Annotated in this window: 20 protein-coding genes; 16 read left to right on the top strand and 4 right to left on the bottom strand. The window is 61.0% G+C overall.

The features are described 5' to 3' along the window. Positions 1-12: 12 nt before the first annotated feature. From PS14A_RS04025 to PS14A_RS03965, 13 genes are all read left to right on the top strand, one after another. Entirely contained in the window at positions 13-1,182 is a 1,170-nt protein-coding gene (locus tag PS14A_RS04025) for an alginate biosynthesis protein Alg44 (RefSeq protein WP_024011680.1), read from the top strand. A gap of 9 nt (positions 1,183-1,191) precedes the next feature. Then, positions 1,192-2,700, top strand: a complete 1,509-nt coding sequence (gene algK / locus PS14A_RS04020) for an alginate biosynthesis TPR repeat lipoprotein AlgK (protein ID WP_212615370.1) — start codon at positions 1,192-1,194, stop codon at positions 2,698-2,700. After that, positions 2,697-4,178, top strand: a complete 1,482-nt coding sequence (locus PS14A_RS04015) for an alginate export family protein (protein WP_212615369.1) — start codon at positions 2,697-2,699, stop codon at positions 4,176-4,178. Before algK ends, PS14A_RS04015 begins: the two co-directional genes overlap by 4 nt. A 26-nt stretch (positions 4,179-4,204) precedes the next feature. Beyond that, a complete protein-coding gene (algG, locus tag PS14A_RS04010) occupies positions 4,205-5,776 on the top strand; it encodes a mannuronan 5-epimerase AlgG (RefSeq protein WP_212615368.1) in 1,572 nt (523 codons plus the stop codon). 11 nt (positions 5,777-5,787) lie between these two features. Next, on the top strand, positions 5,788-7,254 hold the full coding sequence (locus tag PS14A_RS04005; protein WP_212615367.1) for an alginate O-acetyltransferase: 1,467 nt from the start codon (positions 5,788-5,790) through the stop codon (positions 7,252-7,254). Positions 7,255-7,262: 8 nt separating this feature from the next. Further along, positions 7,263-8,387 carry a mannuronate-specific alginate lyase gene (locus PS14A_RS04000; RefSeq protein ID WP_212615366.1) on the top strand — a complete coding sequence of 375 codons (1,125 nt, stop codon included), beginning with the start codon at positions 7,263-7,265 and terminating at the stop codon, positions 8,385-8,387. A gap of 214 nt (positions 8,388-8,601) precedes the next feature. After that, positions 8,602-10,167, top strand: a complete 1,566-nt coding sequence (locus PS14A_RS03995; RefSeq protein ID WP_024011674.1) for an MBOAT family protein — start codon at positions 8,602-8,604, stop codon at positions 10,165-10,167. 10 nt (positions 10,168-10,177) lie between these two features. Continuing rightward, on the top strand, positions 10,178-11,350 hold the full coding sequence (locus PS14A_RS03990) for an alginate O-acetyltransferase (protein ID WP_137215451.1): 1,173 nt from the start codon (positions 10,178-10,180) through the stop codon (positions 11,348-11,350). Positions 11,351-11,364: 14 nt separating this feature from the next. Beyond that, positions 11,365-12,021, top strand: a complete 657-nt coding sequence (locus PS14A_RS03985; RefSeq protein WP_016771605.1) for an alginate O-acetyltransferase AlgF — start codon at positions 11,365-11,367, stop codon at positions 12,019-12,021. 154 nt (positions 12,022-12,175) lie between these two features. Next, a complete protein-coding gene (locus PS14A_RS03980; RefSeq protein ID WP_186568165.1) occupies positions 12,176-13,627 on the top strand; it encodes a mannose-1-phosphate guanylyltransferase/mannose-6-phosphate isomerase in 1,452 nt (483 codons plus the stop codon). A 265-nt stretch (positions 13,628-13,892) separates the two neighbouring features. Beyond that, positions 13,893-14,357, top strand: coding sequence for a multidrug transporter (locus PS14A_RS03975; protein WP_130910246.1), 465 nt, complete (start codon positions 13,893-13,895; stop codon positions 14,355-14,357). Between the two features lie 36 nt (positions 14,358-14,393). After that, positions 14,394-15,218 (top strand): SDR family oxidoreductase, encoded by an 825-nt coding sequence (locus PS14A_RS03970; RefSeq protein WP_212615365.1) that lies wholly within the window; start codon positions 14,394-14,396, stop codon positions 15,216-15,218. 237 nt (positions 15,219-15,455) lie between these two features. Continuing rightward, positions 15,456-16,451: a sel1 repeat family protein gene (locus PS14A_RS03965; RefSeq protein ID WP_212615364.1), complete on the top strand. Its 996-nt coding sequence runs from the start codon at positions 15,456-15,458 to the stop codon at positions 16,449-16,451. A gap of 98 nt (positions 16,452-16,549) precedes the next feature. On the opposite strand, the gene PS14A_RS03960 is transcribed toward PS14A_RS03965, so the two are convergent. The 4 genes from PS14A_RS03960 to PS14A_RS03945 form a co-directional block, all read right to left on the bottom strand. Then, on the bottom strand, positions 16,550-17,416 hold the full coding sequence (locus tag PS14A_RS03960) for an HlyD family secretion protein (protein ID WP_212615363.1): 867 nt from the start codon (positions 17,414-17,416) through the stop codon (positions 16,550-16,552). A 10-nt stretch (positions 17,417-17,426) separates the two neighbouring features. Then, positions 17,427-17,627, bottom strand: a complete 201-nt coding sequence (locus tag PS14A_RS03955) for a DUF1656 domain-containing protein (protein WP_016771611.1) — start codon at positions 17,625-17,627, stop codon at positions 17,427-17,429. Further along, the gene (locus tag PS14A_RS03950) at positions 17,617-19,809 is read right to left on the bottom strand and encodes an FUSC family protein (RefSeq protein WP_212615362.1); all 2,193 of its coding nucleotides are present in this window, start codon (positions 19,807-19,809) and stop codon (positions 17,617-17,619) included. The genes PS14A_RS03955 and PS14A_RS03950 overlap by 11 nt, the downstream gene beginning before the upstream one ends. Positions 19,810-19,948: 139 nt before the next feature. After that, positions 19,949-21,448 (bottom strand): efflux transporter outer membrane subunit, encoded by a 1,500-nt coding sequence (locus PS14A_RS03945; protein ID WP_212615361.1) that lies wholly within the window; start codon positions 21,446-21,448, stop codon positions 19,949-19,951. A gap of 272 nt (positions 21,449-21,720) precedes the next feature. On the opposite strand from PS14A_RS03945, the gene PS14A_RS03940 reads away from it, so the two are divergent. The 3 genes from PS14A_RS03940 (at position 21,721) to PS14A_RS03930 (ending at position 25,244) form a co-directional block, all read left to right on the top strand. After that, entirely contained in the window at positions 21,721-22,689 is a 969-nt protein-coding gene (locus tag PS14A_RS03940; protein ID WP_039759257.1) for a LysR family transcriptional regulator, read from the top strand. Between the two features lie 415 nt (positions 22,690-23,104). Next, complete coding sequence (locus PS14A_RS03935) at positions 23,105-23,479, top strand: DUF6124 family protein (protein WP_212615360.1); 375 nt, start codon at positions 23,105-23,107, stop codon at positions 23,477-23,479. A 790-nt stretch (positions 23,480-24,269) separates the two neighbouring features. Beyond that, positions 24,270-25,244, top strand: coding sequence for a D-glycerate dehydrogenase (locus PS14A_RS03930; RefSeq protein WP_212615359.1), 975 nt, complete (start codon positions 24,270-24,272; stop codon positions 25,242-25,244). Positions 25,245-25,384 lie beyond the last annotated feature (140 nt).

The raw sequence follows: 25,384 nt of genomic DNA, 5'->3' as shown, positions 1-25,384 counted from the left end.
GAAATCGCCCCTATGAATACCGCCGTCAACGTCAACGTAGTGCATGAATCCGAAGCCCAGCGCCAGCACGCTCGCGTGAAAATCCCGGCCAAGCTGCGTTTCTTCGGCCCTGACCGGACTCCGCTCGAAGCGCGGGTCCTCGATCTGTCGGCTGGCGGTCTGGCGTTCAACGCCGGGCAGATGCCGCTGACCATCGGCGAGGTGTACAAGGCGCGTCTGCAATTCGTCATCGACAACCTCGGCCTGGCCATGGACGTTGAACTGCAGGTGCGTTCTTTCGATCGCGCCACCGGCCGCGCCGGCTGCCAGTTCCAGAACCTCGAGCCGCAGGACATTTCCACCCTGCGCCACCTGATCACTTCGCACCTGGCCGGCGACATCGTCAGCATCGGCGAAGTGCTGGCGACCCTGCAGCGCGACAACTTCACCAAGGCGCGCAAGAACAAGACCAACGACACCGGCATGACCCCGTTCGGCCGCCTGAAAGCCGTGACCTTCAGCGCCGGTATTTTCGCTGTTGGCCTGGTCGCTGCCGGTTTCATCTTCAAGTCGGTGTATGGCATGTACTTCGTCAGCCACGCCCAGGCCGGTCTGGTCAGCGTGCCGGGGATGAACATCACCATGCCGCGTGACGGCACCGTGCAGAGCCTGGTCAAGTCCGACGGCGTGGCCGCCAAAGGCGCACCGCTGGCGACCTTCAGCACCAGCATGCTCGACGTGCTCAAGGGCCATCTGGCCGAAGACCAACTGGCCCCGGCCAAGGTTGAAGAACTGTTCGGCAAGCAAATGACCGGCACTCTGACCTCGCCGTGCGATTGCACCGTGGCCCAGCAACTGGTGGCTGACGGTCAGTACGCGAGCAAGGGCGACGTAATCTTCCAACTGGTGCCGCGCAACACCCAGGCCAACGTTGAAGCACGCTTCTCCTATCGCCAGTTCGGTGACGTGCGTCCAGGGACTCCGGTGAGCTTCCAGATCGCCGGCGAAGACAAGACCCGCACCGGCAAGATCGTCAGCAGCACCAGCCTGAAGAGCGCCGACCTGTCCTCCGACATTCGCGTACAGATCCAGCCTGACGAGCCGCTCGACAGCAGCCTGGCCGGCCGCCCGGTGGAAGTGAACAGCGACCGTGGCCCGAACCTGAACTGGCTGATCGACAAAGCCATGGCTGCCGGTCTTTAAGTCGAGGACATGCCTGTGACTACGCATAACTTGAACACACCGCCGACCCTGTGGGAGCGAGCCTGCTCGCGAAAGGGCCAGCGCGGTTTGTCTGAAGTACCGAGTCGACTGCTTCGCGAGCAGGCTCGCTCCCACATGGGATTGATGGTGTGCTCGCTGGCACTAGCAGTTTCTATGGCCGGTTGCGCCGGGCTGCCCGACCAGCGTCTGGCCAACGAAGCGCTCAAGCGTGGCGACACCGCCACCGCTGCGCAGAATTACCAGCAACTGGCCGATCTGGGCTACAGCGAGGCGCAAGTCGGCCTGGCTGATATCCAGGTCGACAGCCGCGACCCGGCGCAGATGAAACAGGCCGAGGCGACTTACCGTGCAGCGGCCAGCGTATCGCCGCGTGCCCAGGCACGTCTCGGTCGTCTGCTGGTGGCCAAGCCGGGCTCCACCGAAGCCGAGCACCACGAAGCCGAAACCCTGCTGAAAAAAGCCGCCGCCAATGGCGAAGGCAACACGTTGATCCCGCTGGCGATGCTGTATCTGCAATACCCGCACAGCTTCCCCAACATCAACGCGCAGCAGCAGATCGATCAGTGGCGCAAGTCGGGCTACCCGGAAGCGGGTCTGGCGCAGGTGCTGCTGTATCGCACCCAAGGCACCTACGACCAGCACTTGGATGACGTGGAAAAAATCTGCAAGGCCGCGCTCAACACCACCGACATCTGCTACGTCGAACTCGCCACCGTTTACCAGAAACGTGGCCAGCCGGATCAACAGGCCGAGCTGATCAAGCAGATGCAGGCTGGTTACAGCCGTGGCACCGTCACCGCGCAGCGTGTCGACTCCGTAGCCCGCGTGCTGGCCGATTCGACCCTGGGCAAGACCGACGAAAAAACCGCGCAGGCGCTGCTCGAGCCGATCGCTCCGGGCTACCCGGCGTCGTGGGTCACCCTCGCGCAATTGCTTTACGACTTCCCCGAACTGGGCGACGTCGACCAGATGATGAAGTACCTGGACAACGGCCGCGCCGCCGACCAGCCGCGCGCCGAACTGCTGCTGGGCAAGGTCTACTACGAAGGCAAAATGGTCCCGGCTGACGCGAAAGTCGCCGAGGAACATTTCCAGAAAGCCGTCGGCCGCGAAGTCGCTGCCGATTACTACCTCGGCCAGATCTACCGTCGTGGCTACCTGGGCAAGGTCTATCCGCAGAAGGCTCTCGACCACCTGCTGACCGCTGCGCGCAACGGCCAGAACAGTGCCGACTTCGCCATCGCCCAGTTGTTCTCGCAAGGCAAGGGCACCAAGCCCGACCCGCTGAACGCCTACGTGTTCAGCCAACTGGCCAAGGCGCAGAACACCCCGCAAGCCGATGAACTGGCAGCGACCCTCGAGGCGCAATTGCCGCCCGAGCGCCTGCCCGAAGCCCGCCGCCTGTTGCAACAGGAACAGGCCAGCCGTGGCGCCCTGAACTCGAACACGCTGCAACTGCACGCCCTGCAAGAAGAAGACGGCGAGGAAAAACTATGAAGCTGAACCCATTCGTGAAGGCCGGTATTGGCCTCACCTTCGCGCTGATCTGGTCTTGCCCGACACTGGCTGCGATGACTGAAAGCAAGAACTTCGGTCTGGAAGTGAAACTCACCGGCCAGTCCGAAGACGACCGTGACCTCGGCACTGCCGGCGGCGGCGACGTCAATGGCGTGGGCCTCGACCTGCGTCCGTGGATCTACGGCGAAAGCGGCGCGTGGAGCGCTTATGCGATGGGTCAGGCCGTGACCTCGACCGACATCATCGAGACCGACACCCTGCAGCAGTCCGACGGCGCACAGACCACCGACAGCGGCGATCGCGAAACCAAGAAAAACTACTTGGCGATGCGCGAGTTCTGGGTCGGTTACAGCGGCTTCACGCCCTACCCTGGCGAGATTCTCAAGTTCGGTCGTCAGCGTCTGCGCAATGACGACGGCCAATGGCGCGACACCAACATCGAAGCGCTGAACTGGACCTTCGATACCACACTGCTGCGCGCCAATGCCGGTGTCGCCGAGCGTTTCAGCGAATACCGCACCGACTTGAAAGAGCTGGCACCGAAAGACAAGGATCGCCTGCACGCCTACGCCGACGCTGCTTACCAGTGGACGCCGGGGCAGTGGGTCGGCATTCGCGGTCACCACACCCACGACGACGGCAAACTCGATTACGCCGAGCCGGGCGTCCCGCGCGACTCGCTGGACAAGACCGAGAACGGCGACATCAGCTGGATCGGCCTGACCGCTGACAGCGACGCCTACAACTGGCGCAACACCAACACCGTCAACTACTGGGGCAGCATCACCGGCATGAGCGGCGACCGCGACACGGTCAACGCGCTGAACGCCGACGGCACGCGCCCGACACAAGCCAAGCGCAGCGATGACATCAGCGGCTGGGCAGCCGATGTCGGCGTGCGTCTGCGCCTCGATCCGCAGTGGCAAGTCGGCGGTGCCTACGCCCGCGCCAGTGCCGATTACGAACAGAACGGTCTGGAGAGCAACCGCTCCAACTACACCGGTACCCGCTCGCGCGTGCACCGTTTCGGCGAAGCGTTCCGTGGCGAAATGAACAACATGCAAACCGCCACCCTGTTCGGTTCGTGGATGGTCAACGACGAGTACGACGCCAGCCTGATCTACCACAAGTTCTGGCGTGTCGACGGCAACAAGCCGGTCGGCAGCAACGGCATCAATGCGGTGGAAAACAACACCGACGATGTCACCGGCGCGATCCTCTCCAGCACCTCGCTGCCGCTTGAAGATGGCAACAAGGACCTGGGTCAGGAAATGGACCTGGTCGTCACCAAGTACTTCAAGCAAGGCCTGTTGCCGGCGGCGTTGAGCCAGTCGATCGACGAGCCTTCGGCACTGGTGCGTTTCCGTGGCGGTGTGTTCAAACCGGGCGATGCCTACGGCAGCCAGGTTGATTCCTACATGCACCGCGCATTCATCGACGTGATCTGGCGCTTCTGATGCAAACCGCCAAGGGAGTGCCCGACATGATCAGCACCAGAACAGGCTCACTCAGCCTGCTGGCCGGCGCGATGCTGCTGGCCAGCGCCAGCGCCTTCGCCAATGTTGAACCGGCCAAACCTGCGACCGTGGCCAAGGAACTGCAACAGGCCAAGACCTATACCGTCAGCAGCGCGCCGACCGACGCGCTGAAACTGGCCAAGCCGACACTGCCCGACCTGTCCGGCTTCACCGCCGAAGCCGCCGCCGCGAAAATCGTGCGCAGCAAACCGGGCAAGATCAGCGTGCGCCGGATGATGCAGGAAAACGCCCTGAAGGACTTCATCGGCGGCGATAACAAGATGGCCGAATGGGTGGTGCGTCAGCACGGCATCCCGCAGGCGATCTTCATCGACGACGGCTACATGAACCTCAAGGACCTGGCGAAAAAACTGCCCAAGCAGTATTTCAGCGAGACGTCCCCGGGCGTGTATCTGGCCAAATTGCCGATCGTGGTCGGCGAGAAAGGCATCCTCGAAATCGACGGTCAGACCCAGGAACTGCGCCTGTCCCAAGAGGCCGGTTCGTTCCTGGTCAACGACGGCAAACTGTTCGTGCGTGACACCAAAGTCACCGGCTGGCGCGAGAAGGACAACGGCCCGGCGACATTCCGTTCGCCGAAGGAATTCCGTCCGTTCCTGCTCGCCTGGGGCGGCACCGAGACCTACATCGTCAACAGCAAGATGGCCAGTTTCGGTTACGCCAACAGTAAGTCGTACGGGGTGAGTATTTCCCAGTACACGCCGAACATGGCCAAAGTCCTCAAGCGCCCGGAACCGACCGGCTGGATCGTCGGCTCCGAGTTCTCGGACATGTGGTACGGCTTCTACTGCTACGAAACCAGCGACTTTGTGGTCAAGGGCAACACCTACAAAGACAACATCGTCTACGGCATCGACCCGCATGACCGCTCGCACCGTCTGATCATTGCCGAGAACACCGTTCACGGCACGAAGAAGAAGCACGGGATCATTATTTCCCGTGAGGTCAACGACAGCTTCATCTTCAACAACAAGAGTTTCGACAACAAGTTGTCGGGCCTGGTGATCGACCGTAACAGCGTCAACAACATCATTGCCTACAACGAGATCTACAAGAACCACACCGACGGCATCACGCTCTACGAGTCCGCCGACAACCTGCTGTGGGGCAACAAGGTCATCAGCAATACCCGTCACGGCATTCGTATTCGTAACAGCGTGAACATCCGCCTCTACGAAAACGTTGCCATGACCAACGGCCTGACCGGTATCTACGGCCACATCAAGGACCTGACCGACACCGACCGTGACATCAAGCTCGACCCGTTCGACGCGCAGGTCTCGCTGATCGTCGTCGGCGGCGAGCTGGCGGCCAATGGCAGCGGCCCGCTGTCGATCGACTCGCCGCTGAGTGTCGAGCTGTATCGCGTGTCGATGCTGGCGCCGACCAAGTCCAGCGGCATCAGCTTCAACGGCATCCTCGGCGAGCGCCAGGATGAAATTCTCGACCTGCTGGTGCGCCAGCAGAAAGCCGTGCTGATCGACCCTGTCGAACGCCAGACCGAAATGCAGGACTGAGGATAATTTTTATGCACCCACATATGATCAAACTGCTCAGCCTCTCGGCCCTGACCCTCGGCATTCTCGCTGCCGGCAACGCCCGCGCCGACGTGGACGGCGCAAGCGTCACGCCACCGAAGTTCACCGCCGAGCCGTGCTGCAACCTGTGCCCGGCGGCCCATGACGCGAAGAACTACACCACGCGTTATCAGCAGAACTTCACCACCCTGGTACAGGCCCAGGGCGACTGGCTGTTCCGTACCCAGGAAGACCTGCGTACCGAGTTCAACACCACGCCGGCCGGCTACAAGCGCCTGCAACAACTGCACGATGCGTTCAAGAGCAAAGGCGTCGAGCTGGTGATCGTCTACCAGCCGACCCGTGGCCTGGTGAACCGCAACAAGCTCAACCCGCAGGAAAAAGCCGCGTTCGATTACGAGAAAGCGCTGGGCAACTACAAGACCATGCTCGGCCGTTTCGCCAAGATGGGCTACGTGGTGCCGGACCTGTCGCCACTGACCAACGAATCGCTGCCGGACACCCTGCCCGCCCACGATTTCTACTTCCGTGGCGACCAGCACTGGACACCTTACGGTGCTCAGCGCACGGCAAAAATCGTCGCCGAAAAGGTCAAGCAGATCCCGGCCTTCGCCGACATTCCCAAGCGTGAATTCGAGACCAAGCGCTCCGGACGCATGGGCAAGACCGGCACCCTGCACAACATGGCCGGGCAACTGTGCGGCACCAGCTACGCGATCCAGTACATGGACCAGTTCACCACCGAGCCGAAAGGCGAGGCAGGCGACGGCGACCTGTTCGGCGATTCCGGCAATCCGCAGATCACCCTGGTCGGTACGTCGCACAGCGGCAAGAACTACAACTTCGCCGGTTTCCTTGAAGAAGCCATCGGCGCCGACATCCTCAACGTGGCCTTCCCCGGCGGCGGTTTCGAAGGTTCGATGCTGCAGTACCTGGGCAGCGAAGAATTCCAGAAGACCCCGCCGAAGATTCTCATCTGGGAATTCTCGCCGCTGTATCGCCTCGACCAGGAAACCATCTATCGCCAGATGATGGCGCTGCTGGATAACGGTTGCGAAGGCAAAGACGCACAGATGTCCGCCAGTGCCACGCTGAAGCCGGGCAGCAAGCAAGAACTGCTGGTCAACAGCAAGAACCTGAACCTGCAGAACGCCAACCATCAGGTCGACATCCGCTTCGCCGACACCTCGGTGAAAACCCTGCAAGCCACCCTCTGGTACATGAACGGTCGCCACGAGGACATCAAGATCGAGAAACCGGAAACCTCCGACACCGACGGTCGTTTCGCCTTTGAGCTGCGCACGGACGAAGACTGGGCCTCGCAAAATCTGCTGGCAGTCGAAGTCCAGGGTCCTGAAGCCGGACCTGACGCCGCGCCACAAAAAGTCGAAGCGAAAATCTGCAAACGCAACGTATTCCCGGGCGTCGGTCAACAGACCGCGCAGCTCGGGCAATGAGGTCTGCTATGCGAAATCCGAAACTGAAAAATCTGTTGGCACCGACCCTCCTGAGCCTGGCGATGTTCGCCGGGGCAACTCAGGCTGCCGCGCCATTGCGTCCACCGCAGGGCTACTTCGCCCCGGTGGATAAATTCAAGACCGGCGACAAGAGCGACGGCTGCGACGCGATGCCGGCGCCGTACACCGGTCCGCTGCAATTTCGCAGCAAGTACGAAGGTTCGGACAAGGCCCGCGCGACGCTGAACGTGCAGTCCGAAAAAGCCTTTCGCGACACCACCAAAGACATCACTGCGCTGGAGCGCGGCACCGCCAAGCGCGTCATGCAGTTCATGCGCGACGGTCGCCCGGAGCAGCTCGAATGCACGCTCAACTGGCTGACCGCGTGGGCCAAGGCTGACGCGTTGATGTCCAAAGACTTCAACCACACCGGCAAGTCGATGCGCAAATGGGCACTGGGCAGCATGGCGTCTTCGTACATTCGCCTGAAGTTCTCCGACTCGCATCCGCTGGCCCAGCACCAGCAGGAAGCGCAGTTGATCGAAGCCTGGTTCAGCAAAATGGCCGATCAGGTGGTCAGCGACTGGGACAACCTGCCGCTGGAAAAAACCAACAACCACTCGTACTGGGCCGCCTGGTCGGTGATGGCCACCGCTGTCGCCACCAACCGCCGCGACCTGTTCGACTGGGCGGTGAAGGAATACAAGGTCGGCGTCAATCAAGTCGATGCCGACGGCTTCCTGCCCAACGAACTCAAGCGCCAGCAACGCGCCCTCGCCTATCACAACTACGCCCTGCCGCCGCTGGCGATGATCGCCAGTTTCGCCCAGGTCAACGGTGTCGATCTGCGTCAGGAAAACAACGGCGCGCTCAAGCGTCTGGGTGATCGGGTGTTGGCCGGCGTCAAGGACCCTGACGAGTTCGAGGAAAAGAACGGCAAAAAGCAGGACATGACCGACCTGAAAGAGGACATGAAATTCGCCTGGCTCGAACCGTTCTGCACGCTCTACACCTGTGCGCCGGATGTGATCGAGAAGAAACGCGACATGCAACCGTTCAAGACCTTCCGTCTTGGCGGCGACCTGACCAAGGTCTACGACCCGTCGCATGAAAAGGGCAACAAGGGTTCGTAAGGCCAGACGCAAAACCTGTGGGAGCGAGCCTGCTCGCGAATGCGGTCTGACATTCAGAATGTGATGTCGACTGACACGACGCTTTCGCGAGCAGGCTCGCTCCCACGGGTGCCGGTGTCAGGTTTGAGATTTTTGAGTTGACCCTCCGGTTTTACGTGGGGGGTTTGGGGGGGCTTTGGCCCTTGACTGTTGGTTCAAACATGGAGAGATCGGGATGGTATTTTCATCCAACGTGTTCCTGTTTCTGTTCTTGCCGATCTTTCTCGGCTTGTACTACCTGAGCGGGCAACGCTATCGCAACCTGCTGCTGCTGATCGCCAGCTACGTGTTCTACGCCTGGTGGCGGGTGGACTTCCTCGCGCTGTTCGCAGCGGTCACGCTGTGGAACTACTGGATCGGCCTCAAGGTCGGTGCTGCCGGCGTGCGAACCAAACCGGCGCAGCGCTGGCTGCTGCTCGGCGTGGCCGTCGACCTGTGCATCCTCGGCTACTTCAAGTACGCCAACTTCGGTGTCGACAGCATCAACGAGATCATGACTTCGTTCGGTCTCGAGCCGTTCATCCTCACCCACGTGCTGCTGCCGATCGGTATTTCGTTCTACATCTTCGAATCGATCAGCTACATCATCGATGTGTACCGTGGCGACACTCCGGCCACGCGCAACCTGATCGACTTCGCAGCATTCGTGGCGATCTTCCCGCACCTGATTGCCGGCCCGGTTCTGCGTTTCCGTGACCTCGCCGATCAGTTCAACAACCGCACGCACACCCTCGACAAGTTCTCCGAGGGCTGCACGCGCTTCATGCAGGGTTTCATCAAAAAGGTCTTCATCGCCGACACCCTCGCCGTGGTTGCCGACCATTGCTTCGCCTTGCAGAACCCGACCACGGGTGATGCCTGGCTCGGTGCGCTGGCGTATACCGCGCAGCTGTATTTCGACTTCTCCGGCTACAGCGACATGGCCATCGGCCTGGGCTTGATGATGGGTTTCCGCTTCATGGAAAACTTCAAGCAGCCGTACATCAGCCAGTCGATCACCGAGTTCTGGCGCCGCTGGCACATCAGCCTCTCCACCTGGCTGCGTGACTACCTGTACATCACCCTCGGCGGTAACCGTAAAGGCACGCTGATGACCTATCGCAACCTGTTCCTGACCATGCTTCTGGGTGGTCTGTGGCACGGCGCGAACATCACTTACATCATCTGGGGCGCCTGGCACGGCATGTGGCTGGCGATCGAGAAAATGCTCGGCCTGAACACTTCGCCGCGCAGCCTCAACCCGATCCGCTGGGCACTGACCTTCCTGCTGGTGGTGATGGGCTGGGTGATCTTCCGTGCCGAGAACCTGCACGTTGCCGGGCGCATGTACGGCGCGATGTTCAGCTTCGGCGACTGGTCGCTGTCGGAACTCAATCAGGCCAGCCTGACCGGCCTGCAAGTGGCAACTCTGGTGGTGGCTTACGTGACCCTGGCGTTCTTCGGCCTGCGTGATCTGTACACCAATCAGCCGCCAGCCAAGACCAAACCGGAAGTCAACGTCGAGGCCGATGGCCCTGCGACCGCGACGCCGGGAATGATCAAGGCAGCGCCTGGGGAAAATCCGGCGAGCATCCACGAACCTGGCTACACCGTCGGCGTCGAGGCCCAGGTGCAACCGGCCTACTGGACCGCCGACTGGTCGCGCTACGTGATGCGCGGGCTGATCCTGCTGCTGTTCATCGCCTCGATTCTCAAACTCTCGGCGCAAAGCTTCTCGCCGTTCCTTTACTTCCAGTTCTGAGGGATCTGACATGACCCGCTCATTACGCATCTTCTACATCGCCCTGTTCCTGGTGACGCTGTTGGTCCTCGGTCTGTGGTCGATTCGCAGCTTCTTCGGCTTCAGCACCAACGCCGACGCGACGGTGCTCAATGGCCGCTGGACCAAGGCGGTGGAAACCCACTACGACGATGAATTCCCGATCAAGCGTCTGGGCACCAACCTCTGGGCCGCGCTGGATTTCAAACTGTTCAACGAAGGTCGTCCGGGCGTTGTGCTCGGCCGCGACCAGTGGTTGTACAGCGATGAGGAATTCAACCCGATCGTCAACGAACAGCAGAACCTGCAAGGCAACTACGCGCTGGTCGAAGGCGTGCGCCAGACCCTGAAAGAGAAAGGCGTGAAACTGGTGATGGCGATCGTGCCGGCCAAGGTGCGTCTGTATCCGGAGCATCTGGATGAAGTGAAGCCTTCGAGCATTCACCAGAACCTGTATCAGGATTTCCACGCCCGTGTCGCGGCCGACAAGATCCTCGCCCCTGACCTGCTCGGCCCGCTGCAACAGGCCAAGCAGAATGGTCAGCAAGTGTTCCTGCGCACCGACACCCACTGGACGCCGGAAGGCGCCGAGATCGCCGCCAACACGCTGGCGAAAACCATTGCCGAGAAATTCCCGCTGAGCGGCGAGCCACAGCGCTTCGTCACCACGCCAGCAGAGAAGATCACGCACAAGGGCGATCTGCGTCTGTTCCTGCCGCTCGATCCGCTGTTCGAAAACATGATGCCGGCGCCTGAGCCACTGCTCAAACGCAACACCGTTGCCGCCGAGCAGCCTGCCGGTGACGACGCCCTGTTCGCCAACAGCGAAGTACCGGTCGCGCTGATCGGCACCAGCTACAGCGCCAACCCCAACTGGAACTTCGTCGGTGCGCTCAAACAAGCGCTGCACAGCGACGTCGTCAACTACGCCGAAGACGGCCATGGCCCGATTCTGCCGATGCTCAGCTACCTGAAAAGCGATGACTTCAAGAACAGCCCGCCACAAGTGCTGATCTGGGAGTTTCCTGAACGATATCTGCCTGTGAACAACGAAATCGGCGACGCCGACCCGCAGTGGGTCGCAGAGCTCAAACAAGCCGGCGCCCGCCAACAAAACGTAGCCATCAACACTAAATCCGAGACGCCCGATCGGGCGCAAAACTGAAAGAGAGGTACACCATGACTTTCACTACTACTCCTCGTCGTCTCGCTAAAAGCTTCGCACTGGTTGCTGGCCTCAGCGTACTTTCCGTCCCAGCCTTTGCCGGCGGCGACGCCGCGCTGTACGGCCCGACCGCACCGAAAGGCTCGACCTTCGTGCGCGTCTACAACGCCAGCAACGCTGAAGTCAGCGCGACTGTCGGCAGCACCAACCTGAGCGATATCGCGCCACTGGCCAGCAGCGACTTCAGCTTCATGCCAGGCGGCGACTACAGCGCCAAAGTCGGCAGCCAGACCCTGCCGGTGAAACTCGCCGGTGACCACTACTACACCCTGGTCAACAACGCTTCCGGCGCGCCACAACTGATCGAAGAGCCACCGTTCAAGAACAAGCAGAAATCCCTGGTGCGCGTGCAGAACCTCAGCGACAAACCGCTGACCCTGAAAACCGCCGACGGCAAGACCGAAGTGGTGCCGAACGTCGCTGCCAAGGGCCGTGGCGAACGTGAAATCAACCCGGTGAAAGTCAGCCTGGCACTGTACGAAGGCGACAAGAAAGTCGGCGACGTGAAACCGGTCGCCCTGGAGCGCGGTGAAGCAGCGGTGCTGTACGTCACCGGCAACGGCAGCAACCTGTCGCCAGTCTGGGTGAAACGCCCGGTGTCGACTCGCTAATCCTTTTGTGAACTGACGCAGTACCCCTTGTGGGAGCGAGCCTGCTCGCGAATACGGTCTGACATGCAACATCAATGTCGACCGAGCCATCGCCATCGCGAGCAGGCTCGCTCCCACAGGGCTCTAACCAAATTGATTTTATGGAGTAAACATTATGATTCCGGTGATCTTGTCAGGTGGTAGCGGTTCGCGTCTGTGGCCTCTTTCGCGCAAGCAATTCCCCAAGCAATTCCTCGCCCTGACCGGCGAACACACACTGTTCCAGCAAACCCTCGAGCGCCTGGTGTTCGAAGGCATGGACACGCCGATCGTGGTCTGCAACAAGGAACACCGTTTCATCGTCAACGAGCAACTGGCCGCACGCAATCTGGAATGCCAGCGCATCCTGATGGAGCCGTTCGGCCGCAACACTTCGCCGGCCGTGGCGCTGACCGCGATGATGCTGGTCAATGAAGGCCGTGACGAACTGATGCTGGTGCTGCCGGCCGACCACGTGCTGGAAGATCAGAAAGCCCTGCAACGCGCGCTGGCCCTGGCGACTGTCGCAGCCGAGAACGGCGAGATGGTCCTGTTCGGCGTACCGGCGACCAAACCGGAAACCGGCTACGGCTACATCAAATCCACCGCTGATTCGCTGCTGCCAGAAGGCGTCAGCCGCGTCTCGCACTTCGTCGAAAAACCGGATGTGAAGCGCGCCACCGAGTACGTCGAATCCGGCGGCTACTACTGGAACAGCGGCATGTTCCTGTTCCGCGCCAGCCGCTTCCTCGAAGAGCTGAAAAAGCACGATCCGGACATCTACGACACCTGCCTGCTGACCCTCGAGCGCAGCCAGCAGGACGCCGACACTGTCACCCTGGACGAAGCCACTTTCGCCTGCTGCCCGGACAACTCCATCGACTACTCGGTGATGGAAAAAACCCAGCGCGCCTGCGTGGTGCCGCTGAGCGCCGGCTGGAGCGATGTCGGTTGCTGGTCGTCGCTTTGGGAAGTCAACGAGAAAGACGCCAACGGCAACGTCAGCAAAGGCGACGTGGTCATCCAGGACAGCAAGAACTGCATGATCCACGGCAACGGCAAACTGGTTTCGGTGATCGGTCTGGAAAACATCGTCGTGGTCGAAACCAAGGACGCGATGATGATTGCCCACAAGGACAAGGTCCAGGGCGTCAAGCAGATGGTCAACACCCTCAATGCCCAGGGCCGCAGCGAAACCCAGAACCACTGCGAAGTCTATCGTCCGTGGGGCTCGTACGACTCGGTGGACATGGGCGGGCGTTTCCAGGTCAAGCACATCTCGGTCAAGCCGGGCGCGTGCCTGTCGCTGCAGATGCACCACCACCGCGCCGAACACTGGATCGTGGTCAGCGGCACCGCCGAAGTGACCTGCGACGAGAACGTGTTCCTGCTCACCGAAAACCAGTCGACCTACATCCCGATCGCCTCGGTGCATCGCCTGCGCAACCCGGGCAAGATCCCGCTGGAAATCATCGAAGTGCAGTCGGGTTCGTACTTGGGTGAAGACGATATCGAGCGTTTCGAAGATATCTACGGCCGCTCCACCCCGATCGAACGCGGCGTGTCGGTGAAGACCATCGCGCAGTAATCGATCACTAAAACGAGAAGCCCTCGTCCAGCCCGTTGCGTTCCCTATCCGCAGCGGGCTGGGCGGGGGCTTTTTTTGTCCTGATTCAGCGTGGCAGAAATGGCCTCTTCGCGAGCAGGCTCGCTCCCACAGGGGAATGCGTTTCAAGTGTGGGAGCGAGCCTGCTCGCGAAGACGCCGGTCTGACGGCTCAAGTCCCGATGCCCATCGCCAACCTCACCTACGCTTAGGTAGGATGCCTCTCTGTCTCTGCGAGGTTATCCGACATGTTCATCGGCATCCTGCTGGTCATCACCTGGCTGATCCTGCTGCTGCGCTACCCGGCCAAGGCCTTGCCGGTGTCGGTGGCCGCTGCCATCGGCCTCGGCTTCGTAGCCATGTGGGTGGTGTGGCTGGACAACCGCGAGGTCAAACAGCTGGCGCGCCTGGAATTGCGCATCGCTTATGCTCCCGAACAATGCCCGGCCGACCGTCCGCTGCAATTGAAAATGAACAACGGCAACGATGTGCCGCTGACCGAGCTGCGCTGGCGCATCGCTGCCTATGCGCCGGGCGATACGGTCAATCTGGCCGACAATCAATACACCGCCCCACGCTATCGCGGCCCCGGCGAACTGCAGGCCGGCGCCACCTGGGAAGACTGCCTGCCGCTGCCGCCACTGCGCCCCGGCTATCGCCCGCAAACCCTGGAGTTTCGCGCCGAGCATTTGCAGGGTAGTTTCTCTGACTGATCCCCTCCCCCGACTTTTTTGCACAAGGAATGCGCCATGCCCGTTGCGTTGATTACCGGTTGTTCCAGCGGCATCGGCCGCGCCCTCGCCGATGCGTTCAAAGCAGCCGGCTACGAAGTGTGGGCCAGTGCGCGCAAGGCTGAAGACGTCGCTGCGCTCAGCGCTGCCGGTTTCACCGCGATTCAGCTGGACGTCAACGATGGCGCCGCGCTGGAGCAACTCGCCGAGCGCCTGAACCAGCAACACGGCGGCCTCGATGTGTTGATCAACAACGCCGGTTATGGCGCGATGGGGCCGCTGCTCGACGGCGGTGTCGCGGCCATGCAGCGCCAGTTCGAAACCAATGTGTTTTCGATTGTCGGTGTCACCCGCGCGCTGTTCCCGGTGCTGCGCCGGGCCAGGGGGCTGGTGGTGAATATCGGCAGTGTTTCAGGAGTTTTGGTCACACCGTTTGCCGGTGCTTACTGCGCTTCGAAAGCGGCGGTGCATGCGCTGAGTGATGCGCTGCGCATGGAACTGGCGCCGTTCGGCATACGCGTGATGGAAGTTCAGCCCGGCGCCATCGAATCGAGCTTCGCGAAGAATGCCGGGCACGAAGCGGAACAGTTGATCAATGAGCAATCGCCGTGGTTTCCCCTGCGTGAAGGCATTCGCGCACGGGCCAAGGCATCGCAGGACAAGCCGACACCGGCCAATGAGTTTGCCGCCGAGTTGCTCAAGGCTGTGCAGCAGAGCAAACCGCCACGGCTAGTTCGCATTGGTAATGGCAGCCGGGCGTTGCCGTTGTTGGCGGCGTTGTTGCCCAAGGGTTTGCTGGAATCGACGTTGATGAAGCGGTTCGGCTTGCGTGGGAAGCTCTGATTCACTTCAGTGAAATTGCCAAATCAGCCGATCAACGTAGAATGCGCCGCACTTGAAGCATGCAATGCTCCAAGTGAACCGTATAACGCATGGAATCGCTGGTGCACGCATCGAAGCAAGGGAACTGCTGAATACTGATATCCCCCTCCCCCGGCCTTTCTCTACGGAAACGTCGCTGCTTTGTTTGCCTGCCTGACGACGCCCTGCGTACGCTTCACTTCAGATCAGGACCAACTTTTGAAACTTCTCAACGTATTTCCTTTGGCATTGCTCACATGGCTGGCGGGCTGTTCCACTCAAGAAGTGCCCCTCAACGACACCCTGCCGAAATTGACCGCGCAAGCGCTCTTGCCCGCCGTCACCGCAAATGAATACTGCAATCCACTGATGGACAGCGACATTCTGTTTGGCACAGGCTTGCTGATGTTCGAGGACGGATCGCGGGATGTCGCCCAAACTTGCCTGGTCATGGCGGCGCCGAACCACCCTAGAGCGTTTTGCTACCTGTCCACAATGGTGATGCAGTCCGGCGACCTGAGCAAAAACAAAAACCAGGTTTTCAACTACACGGCCTACGCGGCAAAGCAAAATGACTGGTGTGCGGAGTACGGCATGTACGATATGTACAGTTCCGGCACTCTCGGGGCGAAAAAAGACGCCAAACTTGCCATGCGCTGGCTGCTGCGCTCATCGCAACACGGTTATCCGGATGCCCAGAAGGAACTGATCAGTCAGTACGAAAAACAGGACAACCTGCCCGAAGCGTACGCGTGGAGCAAATTCCTCATCGGTACTGAGGACGCCGCCATCGGCACCACACTCAAAACCCGGATGAGCCCGAGCCAGGTTGCCGAGGCTGACAAACGCTACAACGACCTCGTCCCTCAGGTCGCCAGCAAGGCGGCATTGGCCGCAGAAGAACGAGCAGAGGACGTCGCCCGCTACTCCGCCCAGATCTATCAAGACTATCCGGATACCTTCAAGGGCCTGACGTCCGCCGAACGTCAGGCCTACATGACTCGGTGGATCGGCGATGCCATGGACCTGCCATTCATCAGGAACCGAGACCATGTATTGATCTACATCGTGATCAATCGCGCCGCTGAGTTGAAAAAACCTGGCGCAAATATTGCCAATGATCAGCGGATCATCACTCTCATTGAAGACAAACGGTTAACAGTCGATGAGACCATCGAATCCGGACTGCGGGTGGTCAAAACGTTCTACCGATAACCCGGATCGCGAGCAGACTCGCTCCCACAGTGGATCTTCGGTGTACTGCAGATCCAGTGTGGGAGCGAGCCTGCTCGCGAAGGAGGCGACCCGGTCTTTCAGATATCCGCAGCAGCCTGATTCACCACCACCGTGCAAGTAATTCCCGCCGCCAGCAAAACGCCCTCCGGCACCTCATCAATGTGGATTCGGACCGGCACCCGCTGAGCCAACCGCACCCAGTTGAACGTCGGGTTCACATCGGCGATCAGCTCGCGGCTCTCCGGGTTGTCGCGGTCGTAGATGCCGCGGGAAATGCTCTCGACATGGCCCTTGAGCACTTCGCCGCTCATAAGCTGCAGATCGGCTTTGTCACCCACTTTGACGTGGGGCAATTTGGTCTCCTCGAAGAAGCCGTAAACCCAGAACGAGTTCATGTCGACCACGGCCATTTTCGCCTCGCCGATGCGCGCGTAGTCGCCGCGATGCACATTGAGGTTGGTCACGTAGCCGTCCACCGCCGCACGCACTTCGGTGCGTTTGAGGTTGAGTTCGGCGGCTTCCAATTGCGCCTGGGCGTGTTGGTAATCGGCCAGCGCGGCATCAGCGATGTTGCTGGCGTCGTCGCGGTTCTCCTTGGAGATCACCAGATTGTCGAGGTCGGCGCGGCGGTGGGCGTTGACCTTGCGCATTTCCCAGGTCGACTTGCGCGAAGCCACCAGTGACTGCGCCTGCTTGACCGCGATGCGGTAGTGCTCGGGGTCGATGCGCATCAGCAGATCGCCCTTCTTCACCAATTGATTGTCGCGCACCGGCACTTCAACCACTTCCCCGGTGACGTCGGCGGCGACGTTGATGATGTCGGCGCGCACGCGGCCATCGCGGGTCCACGGCGTGTTCATGTAGTGCTCCCACAACGTGCGGCCGATCCACAGCGCCAGGGCCAGCACCAGCAGGGTCGCGAGCAGGCTGAAAAACTTTTTCATCAAGATGTTCTCAACGGTAGACAGTCAGCGCCATGGCGCCGAACAGACAGGTAAACAGGCTCAGACGCAGCAGCGCCGGGTGCCAGAAAAAACGGTACAGGTCGAACCCCGAGAGGAAGCGGTCCACAGCCCAGGCCAGTCCCGCAGCAATGAAAAACATCAGGGTCATGGTCGGCATGTACACGCCGTGGAAGGCGATTTCACGAGGCATGGGCGAGTCCTTCGGGCCGGGCAGAAGCGAATTGGGCGAGGGGTGATTGCGGGTCGAGCAGCGAGGTGCGGATGAAGTGCAGATAGCTTTTCACCCGCCGCAACGCGGAGGTATCGAAGTGCGGCGCGAACGGCTCGTCGGTGGCGGCGACGCGGCTGATAGCATGATCGACCGCCACCAGTGCACGTTCGAGATTGCTCGCGTTCGGCTGCAGAAACAGGCGCACCAGCGCACGCCCCATCACCCGGATTGCCTGGCGCCACGGCTGCGATTCGGCATAGGCCGGATGCACCGGCAGGATCGCCTGCTCCTTGCGCAATTCGATGATCGCGTGGCCGACTTCGAGCACCACGAACATCCAGCGCAGCAGACTCTTCTGCACCTTCGGTTGCCCTGCCGCGAGGCCGTACGCCTGATGCAGCAGATCGCGGGTGCGGCTCTCGAAACTTGAGGCCAGGCCTTTGAGTCTGCCGCTGATCGCGTAGACCACTTGCCCGCGCAGATCCTGCTCCAGGCGCTGCCACAGCCAGCGACTGTTCGGCGGCAGAATGATCGCGCCCGCTGCGGCACACACGAGCATGCCCATGACCATGGCGATGTAGTCGTTGATGAAGGTGTAGGGGTTGTAAATCGTGAGATTGTCCGGCACCGAACCGGTGCTGAAAAAGATCAACAACCCGAGGCCGACACCGGCGTATTGCGGTCGTGAGGCGAGGAACGAACCGAGCACGATCACCGGCGCGAGCATCACGCAGAGCAAGGGGAAACCGTCGATCAACGGGAAGATGAAAAACATCTCGACGAAGCCGATCAGTGCGCCGAGAAAAGTCCCGCAGGCCATTTGAAAGGCCATGCGCTTGGGGTTCGGTGTCGCGGCGGAAAGGCCGACGGTGGCGGCGGCGATCAGGGTCATGGTCGCCCCGCTCGGCCACGCGGTGGCGACCCAATAACTGCCCAACACAATCAGGATGAACGAGGCACGAATCCCCGACGCGGCCGCCGCCCACCAGTTGGTTTGCGGGGTGAACGGCTCGTCCCAGCGCTCACGTTCGTGGCGGTGCTCGGCCAAAGACGCGTGGGTCTGTGCATAACTGTGCAAGTCATCGACGAAGCGGTAGAGCAATTCGTAGGCGGTGTGGAAATCCAGTTGTTCGGCTTCGCTCGGAGCAGTGTCCTGAAAGATCCCGCGCAGGGTTCGAACGCGTGCCGGCAGACCTTCCTTGTAGCTGGCCAACGCGGTCGCCAAACGAGCCGCATCGGGGCTGGTCAGGGCGCGACCGCTGAAGCCGTCGAGCACTTCGGCGAGGTCCTGCAAGCCCGGTTTGATCGCTGCCACGACGTGCTCTTCGCCATTGCCGTGCAGGCGTTCGAGCAACTGATGCAAGGCGTTGAAACGCGTGGTGATGCCCATGAACTCGCTGTTCAATCGGCTCAGACGACCGTTGCGCCGGCGCATGTGCGGGTCTTCGAACACGGTCACGCTACGCAAGCCTTCCAGGCCGACGGCTTCGGCAATGAAGCGCACGTTGCTGGCTTCGAACGCCTCGGCTTTGCTGCGCCCGCGCAAGCCATCGGTGACGAAGAGCGCGAACACACCGAAGCGCTGATACAAAGCGTTGCGCATCGCCGCGCTGGCGGTCTGCGGCAGGATCCCAGCGCTGATCAGGGTTGAGCAGAGAATCCCCAGCGAGATCTCCAGCACCCGCCACACCGCGGCCATGAAGGCGCCGTCGGGATGCGCCAGCGCCGGCAGACCGACCATCGCTGCGGTGTAACCGGCAAGGACAAAACCGTAGGCGCGAAAGTTACGGCAACGTGCGGCACCGGCCGAGCAGATGCCGACCCAGATCGCCAGCGAGCCGAGAAACAGCTCCGTGTTCTGCGCAAACAAAGCGATCAGCGTGACCATCATCGCCGACCCGGCCAGCGTGCCGAGGAAGCGATAGAAACTCTTGGCGAACACCTGACCGCTCTGCGGCTGCATGACGATAAACACGGTGATCATCGCCGTGCGCGGTTGCGGCAATTCCAGACGCATCGCCAGCCATAAGGTGAGAAAAGCGGCGAGCAACACCTTGAAGATATACACCCAGGTCACGCCGTCGCTGCGTGCCCAGTCGAAGAAACCGCGACGCCATTCAAGGGAGTGGAGCCAGCGCAGGGGGGCGGGCAAGGAGGTCATTGGAAATACTCAGGCATGCAATGCGGACTCGAAACCTGTGGGAGCGAGCCTGCTCGCGAAAGCGGCGTGTCAGGCAACATGTTCATTGACTGATACGCACTCTTCGCGAGCAGGCTCGCTCCCACAATGGAGGCTGTGTTCAACGCAAGAGAACCGGTGTTTTCGGGGCTTGGGTCTGCTCGGCTGTCGGCACGTCATCACCGGCACCAAGGCCGCCACCCAATGCCGTCACCAATTCGGCATGCGCACTCAATCGCGCCGCCTGCACCTGCTGCTGCACTTGCTGCTGTTTGAACAGCAATGTCTGCGCATTGAGCACGTTGAGGTAATCGGTGAGGCCGCGTTGGTAGGCGATCATCGCGATGTCGTAAGTCTTCTTTGCGGCAGCCACGGATTCGGCCGCGAAGTCCTGCTGCTTGTCGATCGACTCGCGGCGGATCAACTGATCGGAAATGTTCTTCAGCGCGTTGATCAGGGTCTGGTTGTAGTGCGCCACGGCGATGTCATAACCGGCCGCCGCTTCGCCCAGTTCGCCACGCAGTCGACCGCCGTCGAAGATCGGCAACGAGATCGCCGGGCCGACGTTGTAGTTGAGTTTCTTGCCAGTCAAAAACTCCAGCGCGCCGCCGCCAGTGGCCATGTAGCCGAGGCTGCCGACCAGATCTACATTGGGGTAAAACCCGGCGTGAGCGACATCGATACCGCGCGCCTGCGCCGCCACTTGCCAGCGACTGGCGACCACGTCCGGACGCTGGCCGAGCAGTTCGGCGGGCAATGCCGAGGGCAACTTCAACGGCGCCGCGAGGGACAGCGTCGGCCGCTGCAGTTGCGCAGCTGCGCCCGGGCCTTTACCGGCCAGCGCGGCAATCTGGTTGCGGCTCAGGGCGATTTCTTCGTCCAGCGCATCGAGCTGGCGATGGGTTTCCGGCAACGGCGTTTCGGCCTGGCTGACTTCGAAGTGCGTGCCGATCCCGCCGCTCAGGCGTTTCTGCGCCAGATCGAGAATCTGCTGTTGCTGCTGGAGTGTCGCCGCGACGATGTCGCGCTGGGCGTAATGCAGCGACAATTCGATGTAGGCGCGGACGATATTGTTCTGCAATTCCAGCTGCGCCAGTCGTGCTTCGGCGACGCTCACATGCGCCAGATCCACCGCCCGTTCGCTGGCATTACGCTCCCGCCCCCAGAGGTCGAGGGCGTAGCTGAAGCCGAGCGCTGCGTTGTTGTCCCATGTGGTGGTGTTGGCCAGATCGCCGGGGCCGTAGAACTGGTCGGTCGGCCAGTTGTGGCGCTTGAGGGTCGATTCGCCATTGATCTGCAACGCCTCGGCTGCTTCGGCAACACCGGCCATGGCCTTGGCCTGACGCACCCGCGCGGCGGCGATGGCCATGCTCGGGCTGCCCTGCACGGCGAGGTCGATCCAGCGATTGAGTTGCGGGTCGCCAAACGCTTGCCACCATTGCGCAGTGGGCCAATGGGCGTCCTTGGCTGCGTCGGCAATGGCTGCATCGGTGGCCAGTGAATCGGCCGCAAGCGTTTCGCCGTGAGGGGCAATGCCTTGGGTTGAGATGCAGCCGCCGAGAGCCAGGGTTAAAGCCAGAACACTGAGCGGCAAAAGCGCTCTGTTGATGCGACGCGGCACAGCTGCGAATTCCTGAGAAAGGGATCAATCGAGGGATTTGTGTAGGAGCTGCCGAAGGCTGCGATGTTTTGATGTTGTCTTTTAAAAGATCAAAAGATCGCAGCCTTCGGCAGCTCCTACAGGGATTGGCGCAATTCTATGGAGCTGCCCTGACGGCGATAAGTCGGGTTTTCTGTGAATCTTTGTTACGGTTAACGAGATAATCCCTTGGTCGGGGGTCTCAGCCCCTGAAACTTCGTGTCACAATTTGCCATCTCCCTTGAGAGCACACCATGGACACTTTGCAAAACATGCGCGCCTTCAGTTGTGTTGCCGAAGCGGGCAGCTTCACCGCCGCCGCCGTGCAACTGGACACCACTACCGCCAACGTCTCGCGCGCGGTCTCCAATCTGGAAGCCCACCTGCAAACCCGCCTGCTCAATCGCACGACCCGGCGCATCGCCCTGACCGAGGCCGGCAAGCGCTACCTGCTGCGCTGCGAACAGATCCTCGCCTACGTCGAAGAAGCCGAAGCGGAAGCCAGCGACGCCCACGCGCGCCCGGCCGGCCAACTGAAAGTGCACACCATGACCGGCATCGGTCAGCACTTCGTCATCGACGCCATCGCCCGCTACCGCAAGACCCACCCCGACGTGACCTTCGACCTGACCTTGGCCAACCGCGTGCCGGACCTGCTCGACGAGGGCTACGACGTGTCCATCGTGCTCGCCAGCGAACTGCCCGACTCGGGCTTCGTCTCGCAACGCCTGGGCATCACCTACAGCATCGTCTGCGCCTCGCCGGCCTACGTAAAAGCCAACGGCGCCGCACAGAAACCCAGCGACCTGCTCAACCATGCCTGCCTGCGCCTGGTCAGCCCGGTGATCCCGCTGGAGAAATGGGCCTTCGACGGCCCGGACGGCCAGGAAACAGTCACCATCAACAGCTCGCCATTCCTGGTCAACTCCGCCGACGCCATGAAAACCGCCATCACCAGCGGCATGGGCGTCGGCGTGCTACCGGTCTACGCCGCCATCGAAGGCCTGCGCAACGGCACCCTGGTGCGTGTTATGCCGAACTACCGCTCGCAGGAACTCAACCTCTACGCGATCTACCCGTCTCGGCAGTACCTGGATGCGAAGATCAAAACCTGGGTGGAGTACTTGCGTGGGTCGTTGCCGGAAATATTGGCGGCGCATCAGGCGGAACTGGTCGCGTATGAACTGACCGGGAGTTTGGCAGGCGTCCGGGTCGCCACCTAAGTTTTAAACACTCGAAGGTTTCGTGTAGGAGCTGACGAGTGCAACGAGGCTGCGATCTTTTGATCCTGCTGTTTAAAAATCAAAAGATCGCAGCCTACGGCAGCTCCTACGTTGGGGTGTTTACGGGGAAGTTTCCGACAGGTTTTGCAGGTTGTCCGTCGGAAGTGCGCTGGCTAGGATCTGGCGGTTGCTGACGAATCAGCGACCGGGTCTGGAAAACCCGCAGGATCACAGCGCATGACATAATGCCGCGCTCTTTCAGCGCCGGTATTCAGTTATGGCGGCTGTACGTGGGAGACCTTCGGGTCTGCCGGGTTTGATCCTTTGCCGGTTTTTCCAGTCCGCGTACAGCTGCCACCCCTTTCGCCTGGAAAACGAAAAATGGCAGCTCCATTAATCCAAAAGGATCTTTGCCATGTTCAAACCCACACCCAATCCCCCCGAATCCGCAAGCACCTCACCCTACCAATCCCCCGACTCGAACAAACTCCACGACGCCGCCGAGCGCGCGCTGGATCACTACCTCAAACCGGCCACCACCGCGCAGCAAAGCCACAAACCCAGCACCATGTTCCAGGTCGCCCCGGACCAGGACAACGAAAGCCTGCTGGCCCACGCCTGCGAATCCCTCGCCTCGGCGAGCATCATGAGCAGCGACATCGCCGCCCACGTCGACAGCCCACAGCGGCACACGATATTGGCCATCCAGCAGGTGATCATGCTGGCGGAACTGGCGGTGAATCGGGTACTGGATAATTACGAAATCCATCAGCCCCCGTCACGCAGCTGACCTTCCGGGAGCGAGCCCGACCGCGAGGGCTTCGGCACATTCAACATTCGAGGTGTCAGATAAACCGCCTTCGCGAGCAGGCTCGCTTCCACAGAAAGCAAAAGCAAGATCAAAAGATCGCAGCCTTCGGCAGCTCCTACAGTTTGAATCGAGTACATCAACGAGAAACAGGTCGGCTGTCAGGCCGCCTTCGCGAGCAGGCTCGCTCCCACAGAAAAGCAAAAGCAAGATCAAAAGATCGCAGCCTGCGGCTGCTCCTCCAGTTTGAATCGAGTACATCAACGAGAAACAGGTCGGCTGTCAGGCCGCCTTCGCGAGCAGGCTCACTCCTACAAAAGCAAAGGCAAAGCAGCGCAGCTGCCCGCGGCGAAGCCGCCCCACTCAACAATGAGCGCAAGCTCGAGTGCTCTTGATCTTGACTCACCGGCGACGTCGGAAGGCTGAGTGGAGGGATTGATCCGGGCGTGGGAGCGCAGCGACCGTCTGGCGCAGCCAGACACAGCGGAAGGAGGTGCAGCGAAGCAAACCGGAGCCGCTGCGCCCGGATCAGTCCCGGAGCGAAGGAACCCGAGCCTGCGAGGGCCGAACGTAGGAGCAAGCCTTTTGGGTTACCTTTTTGGCGTTTGAAAAAGGTGACCCGCCGTAAGGGCGGAACCGTAATCAGCAACACCCGAAGAAACGGATATTCACCCAAAACCCCAAGAACCTGGTCGGCCCAGAGGCCGCCAAGACAACCCGAGCGAGAAAATGTTAGCGTGCTTGCAATCAAGCCCCGACGAGCCTAAGCCCAATGAAAAAAACAGTCCTGGCCTTCAGCCGCATCACCCCGCCCATGATCGAACGCCTGCAAGAAGAATTCGACGTCATCGTCCCCAACCCCAAGACCGGTGACATCAACGCCCAGTTCGACGAAGCCCTGCCCCACGCCCACGGCCTCATCGGCGTCGGCCGCAAACTCGGCCGCGCACAACTGGAAAGCGCAACCAGACTCGAAGTGGTCTCGAGCGTCTCGGTCGGCTACGACAACTACGACCTCGACTACTTCAACGAACGCGGGATCATGCTCACCAACACCCCCGACGTGCTCACCGAAAGCACCGCCGACCTCGCCTTCGCCCTGATCATGAGCAGCGCCCGCCGCGTCGCCGAACTCGACGCCTGGACCAAGGCCGGGCAATGGCAGGCCAGCGTCGGCGCCCCGTTGTTCGGCAGTGATGTGCACGGCAAGACCCTCGGTATCGTCGGCATGGGCAACATCGGCGCCGCCGTCGCCCGCCGTGGCCGTTTCGGCTTCAACATGCCGGTCATCTACAGCGGCAACAGCCGCAAGACCGAGCTGGAACAGGAACTCGGCGCGCAGTTGCGCAGCCTCGATGAGCTACTGGCCGAAGCCGACTTCGTCTGCCTGGTGGTGCCACTCAGCGACAAGACCCGCCACCTGATCAGCCACCGCGAGCTGGCGCTGATGAAGCCGAGCGCGATCCTGGTCAACATCTCGCGCGGCCCGGTGGTCGACGAACCGGCACTGATTGAAGCCCTGCAAAACAACCGCATCCGTGGCGCCGGGCTGGACGTCTACGAAAAAGAACCGCTGACCGAATCGCCGCTTTTCCAGTTGAAAAACGCCGTGACCCTGCCGCACATCGGCTCGGCCACCACCGAAACCCGCGAAGCCATGGCCAACCGCGCACTGGCCAACCTGCGCAGCGCCCTGCTCGGCGAACGGCCGCAGGATCTGGTCAACCCGCAAGTCTGGCGCGGTTGAAAATAAGGGCCAGCGCAACATTGCGCTGGCCCTCACCTTACATAACTTGCAACCGAACAAGAACGCCAGACCCAGTAACTGCCATATAAGCTCTCGCAACTTATCAACTTATTGATTATTTGCTATGGAGAGCTGATCCC

Origin of the sequence: Pseudomonas sp. 14A, assembly GCF_018132745.1 — a bacterium.
Classification (GTDB): domain Bacteria; phylum Pseudomonadota; class Gammaproteobacteria; order Pseudomonadales; family Pseudomonadaceae; genus Aquipseudomonas; species Aquipseudomonas mercuritolerans.
The sequence above is the reverse complement of the archived record's forward strand: the minus strand, read 5'-3'. Positions and strand labels throughout refer to the sequence as shown.

What these genes read in the sequence shown, in the direction of transcription:
- PS14A_RS04025 (WP_024011680.1), top strand. Translation starts at nt 13, where the DNA reads ATGAATACCGCCGTCAACGTCAACGTAGTGCATGAATCCGAAGCCCAG.
- algK (WP_212615370.1), top strand. Translation starts at nt 1,192, where the DNA reads ATGCCTGTGACTACGCATAACTTGAACACACCGCCGACCCTGTGGGAG.
- PS14A_RS04015 (WP_212615369.1), top strand. Translation starts at nt 2,697, where the DNA reads ATGAAGCTGAACCCATTCGTGAAGGCCGGTATTGGCCTCACCTTCGCG.
- algG (WP_212615368.1), top strand. Translation starts at nt 4,205, where the DNA reads ATGATCAGCACCAGAACAGGCTCACTCAGCCTGCTGGCCGGCGCGATG.
- PS14A_RS04005 (WP_212615367.1), top strand. Translation starts at nt 5,788, where the DNA reads ATGCACCCACATATGATCAAACTGCTCAGCCTCTCGGCCCTGACCCTC.
- PS14A_RS04000 (WP_212615366.1), top strand. Translation starts at nt 7,263, where the DNA reads ATGCGAAATCCGAAACTGAAAAATCTGTTGGCACCGACCCTCCTGAGC.
- PS14A_RS03995 (WP_024011674.1), top strand. Translation starts at nt 8,602, where the DNA reads ATGGTATTTTCATCCAACGTGTTCCTGTTTCTGTTCTTGCCGATCTTT.
- PS14A_RS03990 (WP_137215451.1), top strand. Translation starts at nt 10,178, where the DNA reads ATGACCCGCTCATTACGCATCTTCTACATCGCCCTGTTCCTGGTGACG.
- PS14A_RS03985 (WP_016771605.1), top strand. Translation starts at nt 11,365, where the DNA reads ATGACTTTCACTACTACTCCTCGTCGTCTCGCTAAAAGCTTCGCACTG.
- PS14A_RS03980 (WP_186568165.1), top strand. Translation starts at nt 12,176, where the DNA reads ATGATTCCGGTGATCTTGTCAGGTGGTAGCGGTTCGCGTCTGTGGCCT.
- PS14A_RS03975 (WP_130910246.1), top strand. Translation starts at nt 13,893, where the DNA reads ATGTTCATCGGCATCCTGCTGGTCATCACCTGGCTGATCCTGCTGCTG.
- PS14A_RS03970 (WP_212615365.1), top strand. Translation starts at nt 14,394, where the DNA reads ATGCCCGTTGCGTTGATTACCGGTTGTTCCAGCGGCATCGGCCGCGCC.
- PS14A_RS03960 (WP_212615363.1), bottom strand. Translation starts at nt 17,416, where the DNA reads ATGAAAAAGTTTTTCAGCCTGCTCGCGACCCTGCTGGTGCTGGCCCTG.
- PS14A_RS03955 (WP_016771611.1), bottom strand. Translation starts at nt 17,627, where the DNA reads ATGCCTCGTGAAATCGCCTTCCACGGCGTGTACATGCCGACCATGACC.
- PS14A_RS03950 (WP_212615362.1), bottom strand. Translation starts at nt 19,809, where the DNA reads ATGACCTCCTTGCCCGCCCCCCTGCGCTGGCTCCACTCCCTTGAATGG.
- PS14A_RS03940 (WP_039759257.1), top strand. Translation starts at nt 21,721, where the DNA reads ATGGACACTTTGCAAAACATGCGCGCCTTCAGTTGTGTTGCCGAAGCG.
- PS14A_RS03935 (WP_212615360.1), top strand. Translation starts at nt 23,105, where the DNA reads ATGTTCAAACCCACACCCAATCCCCCCGAATCCGCAAGCACCTCACCC.
- PS14A_RS03930 (WP_212615359.1), top strand. Translation starts at nt 24,270, where the DNA reads ATGAAAAAAACAGTCCTGGCCTTCAGCCGCATCACCCCGCCCATGATC.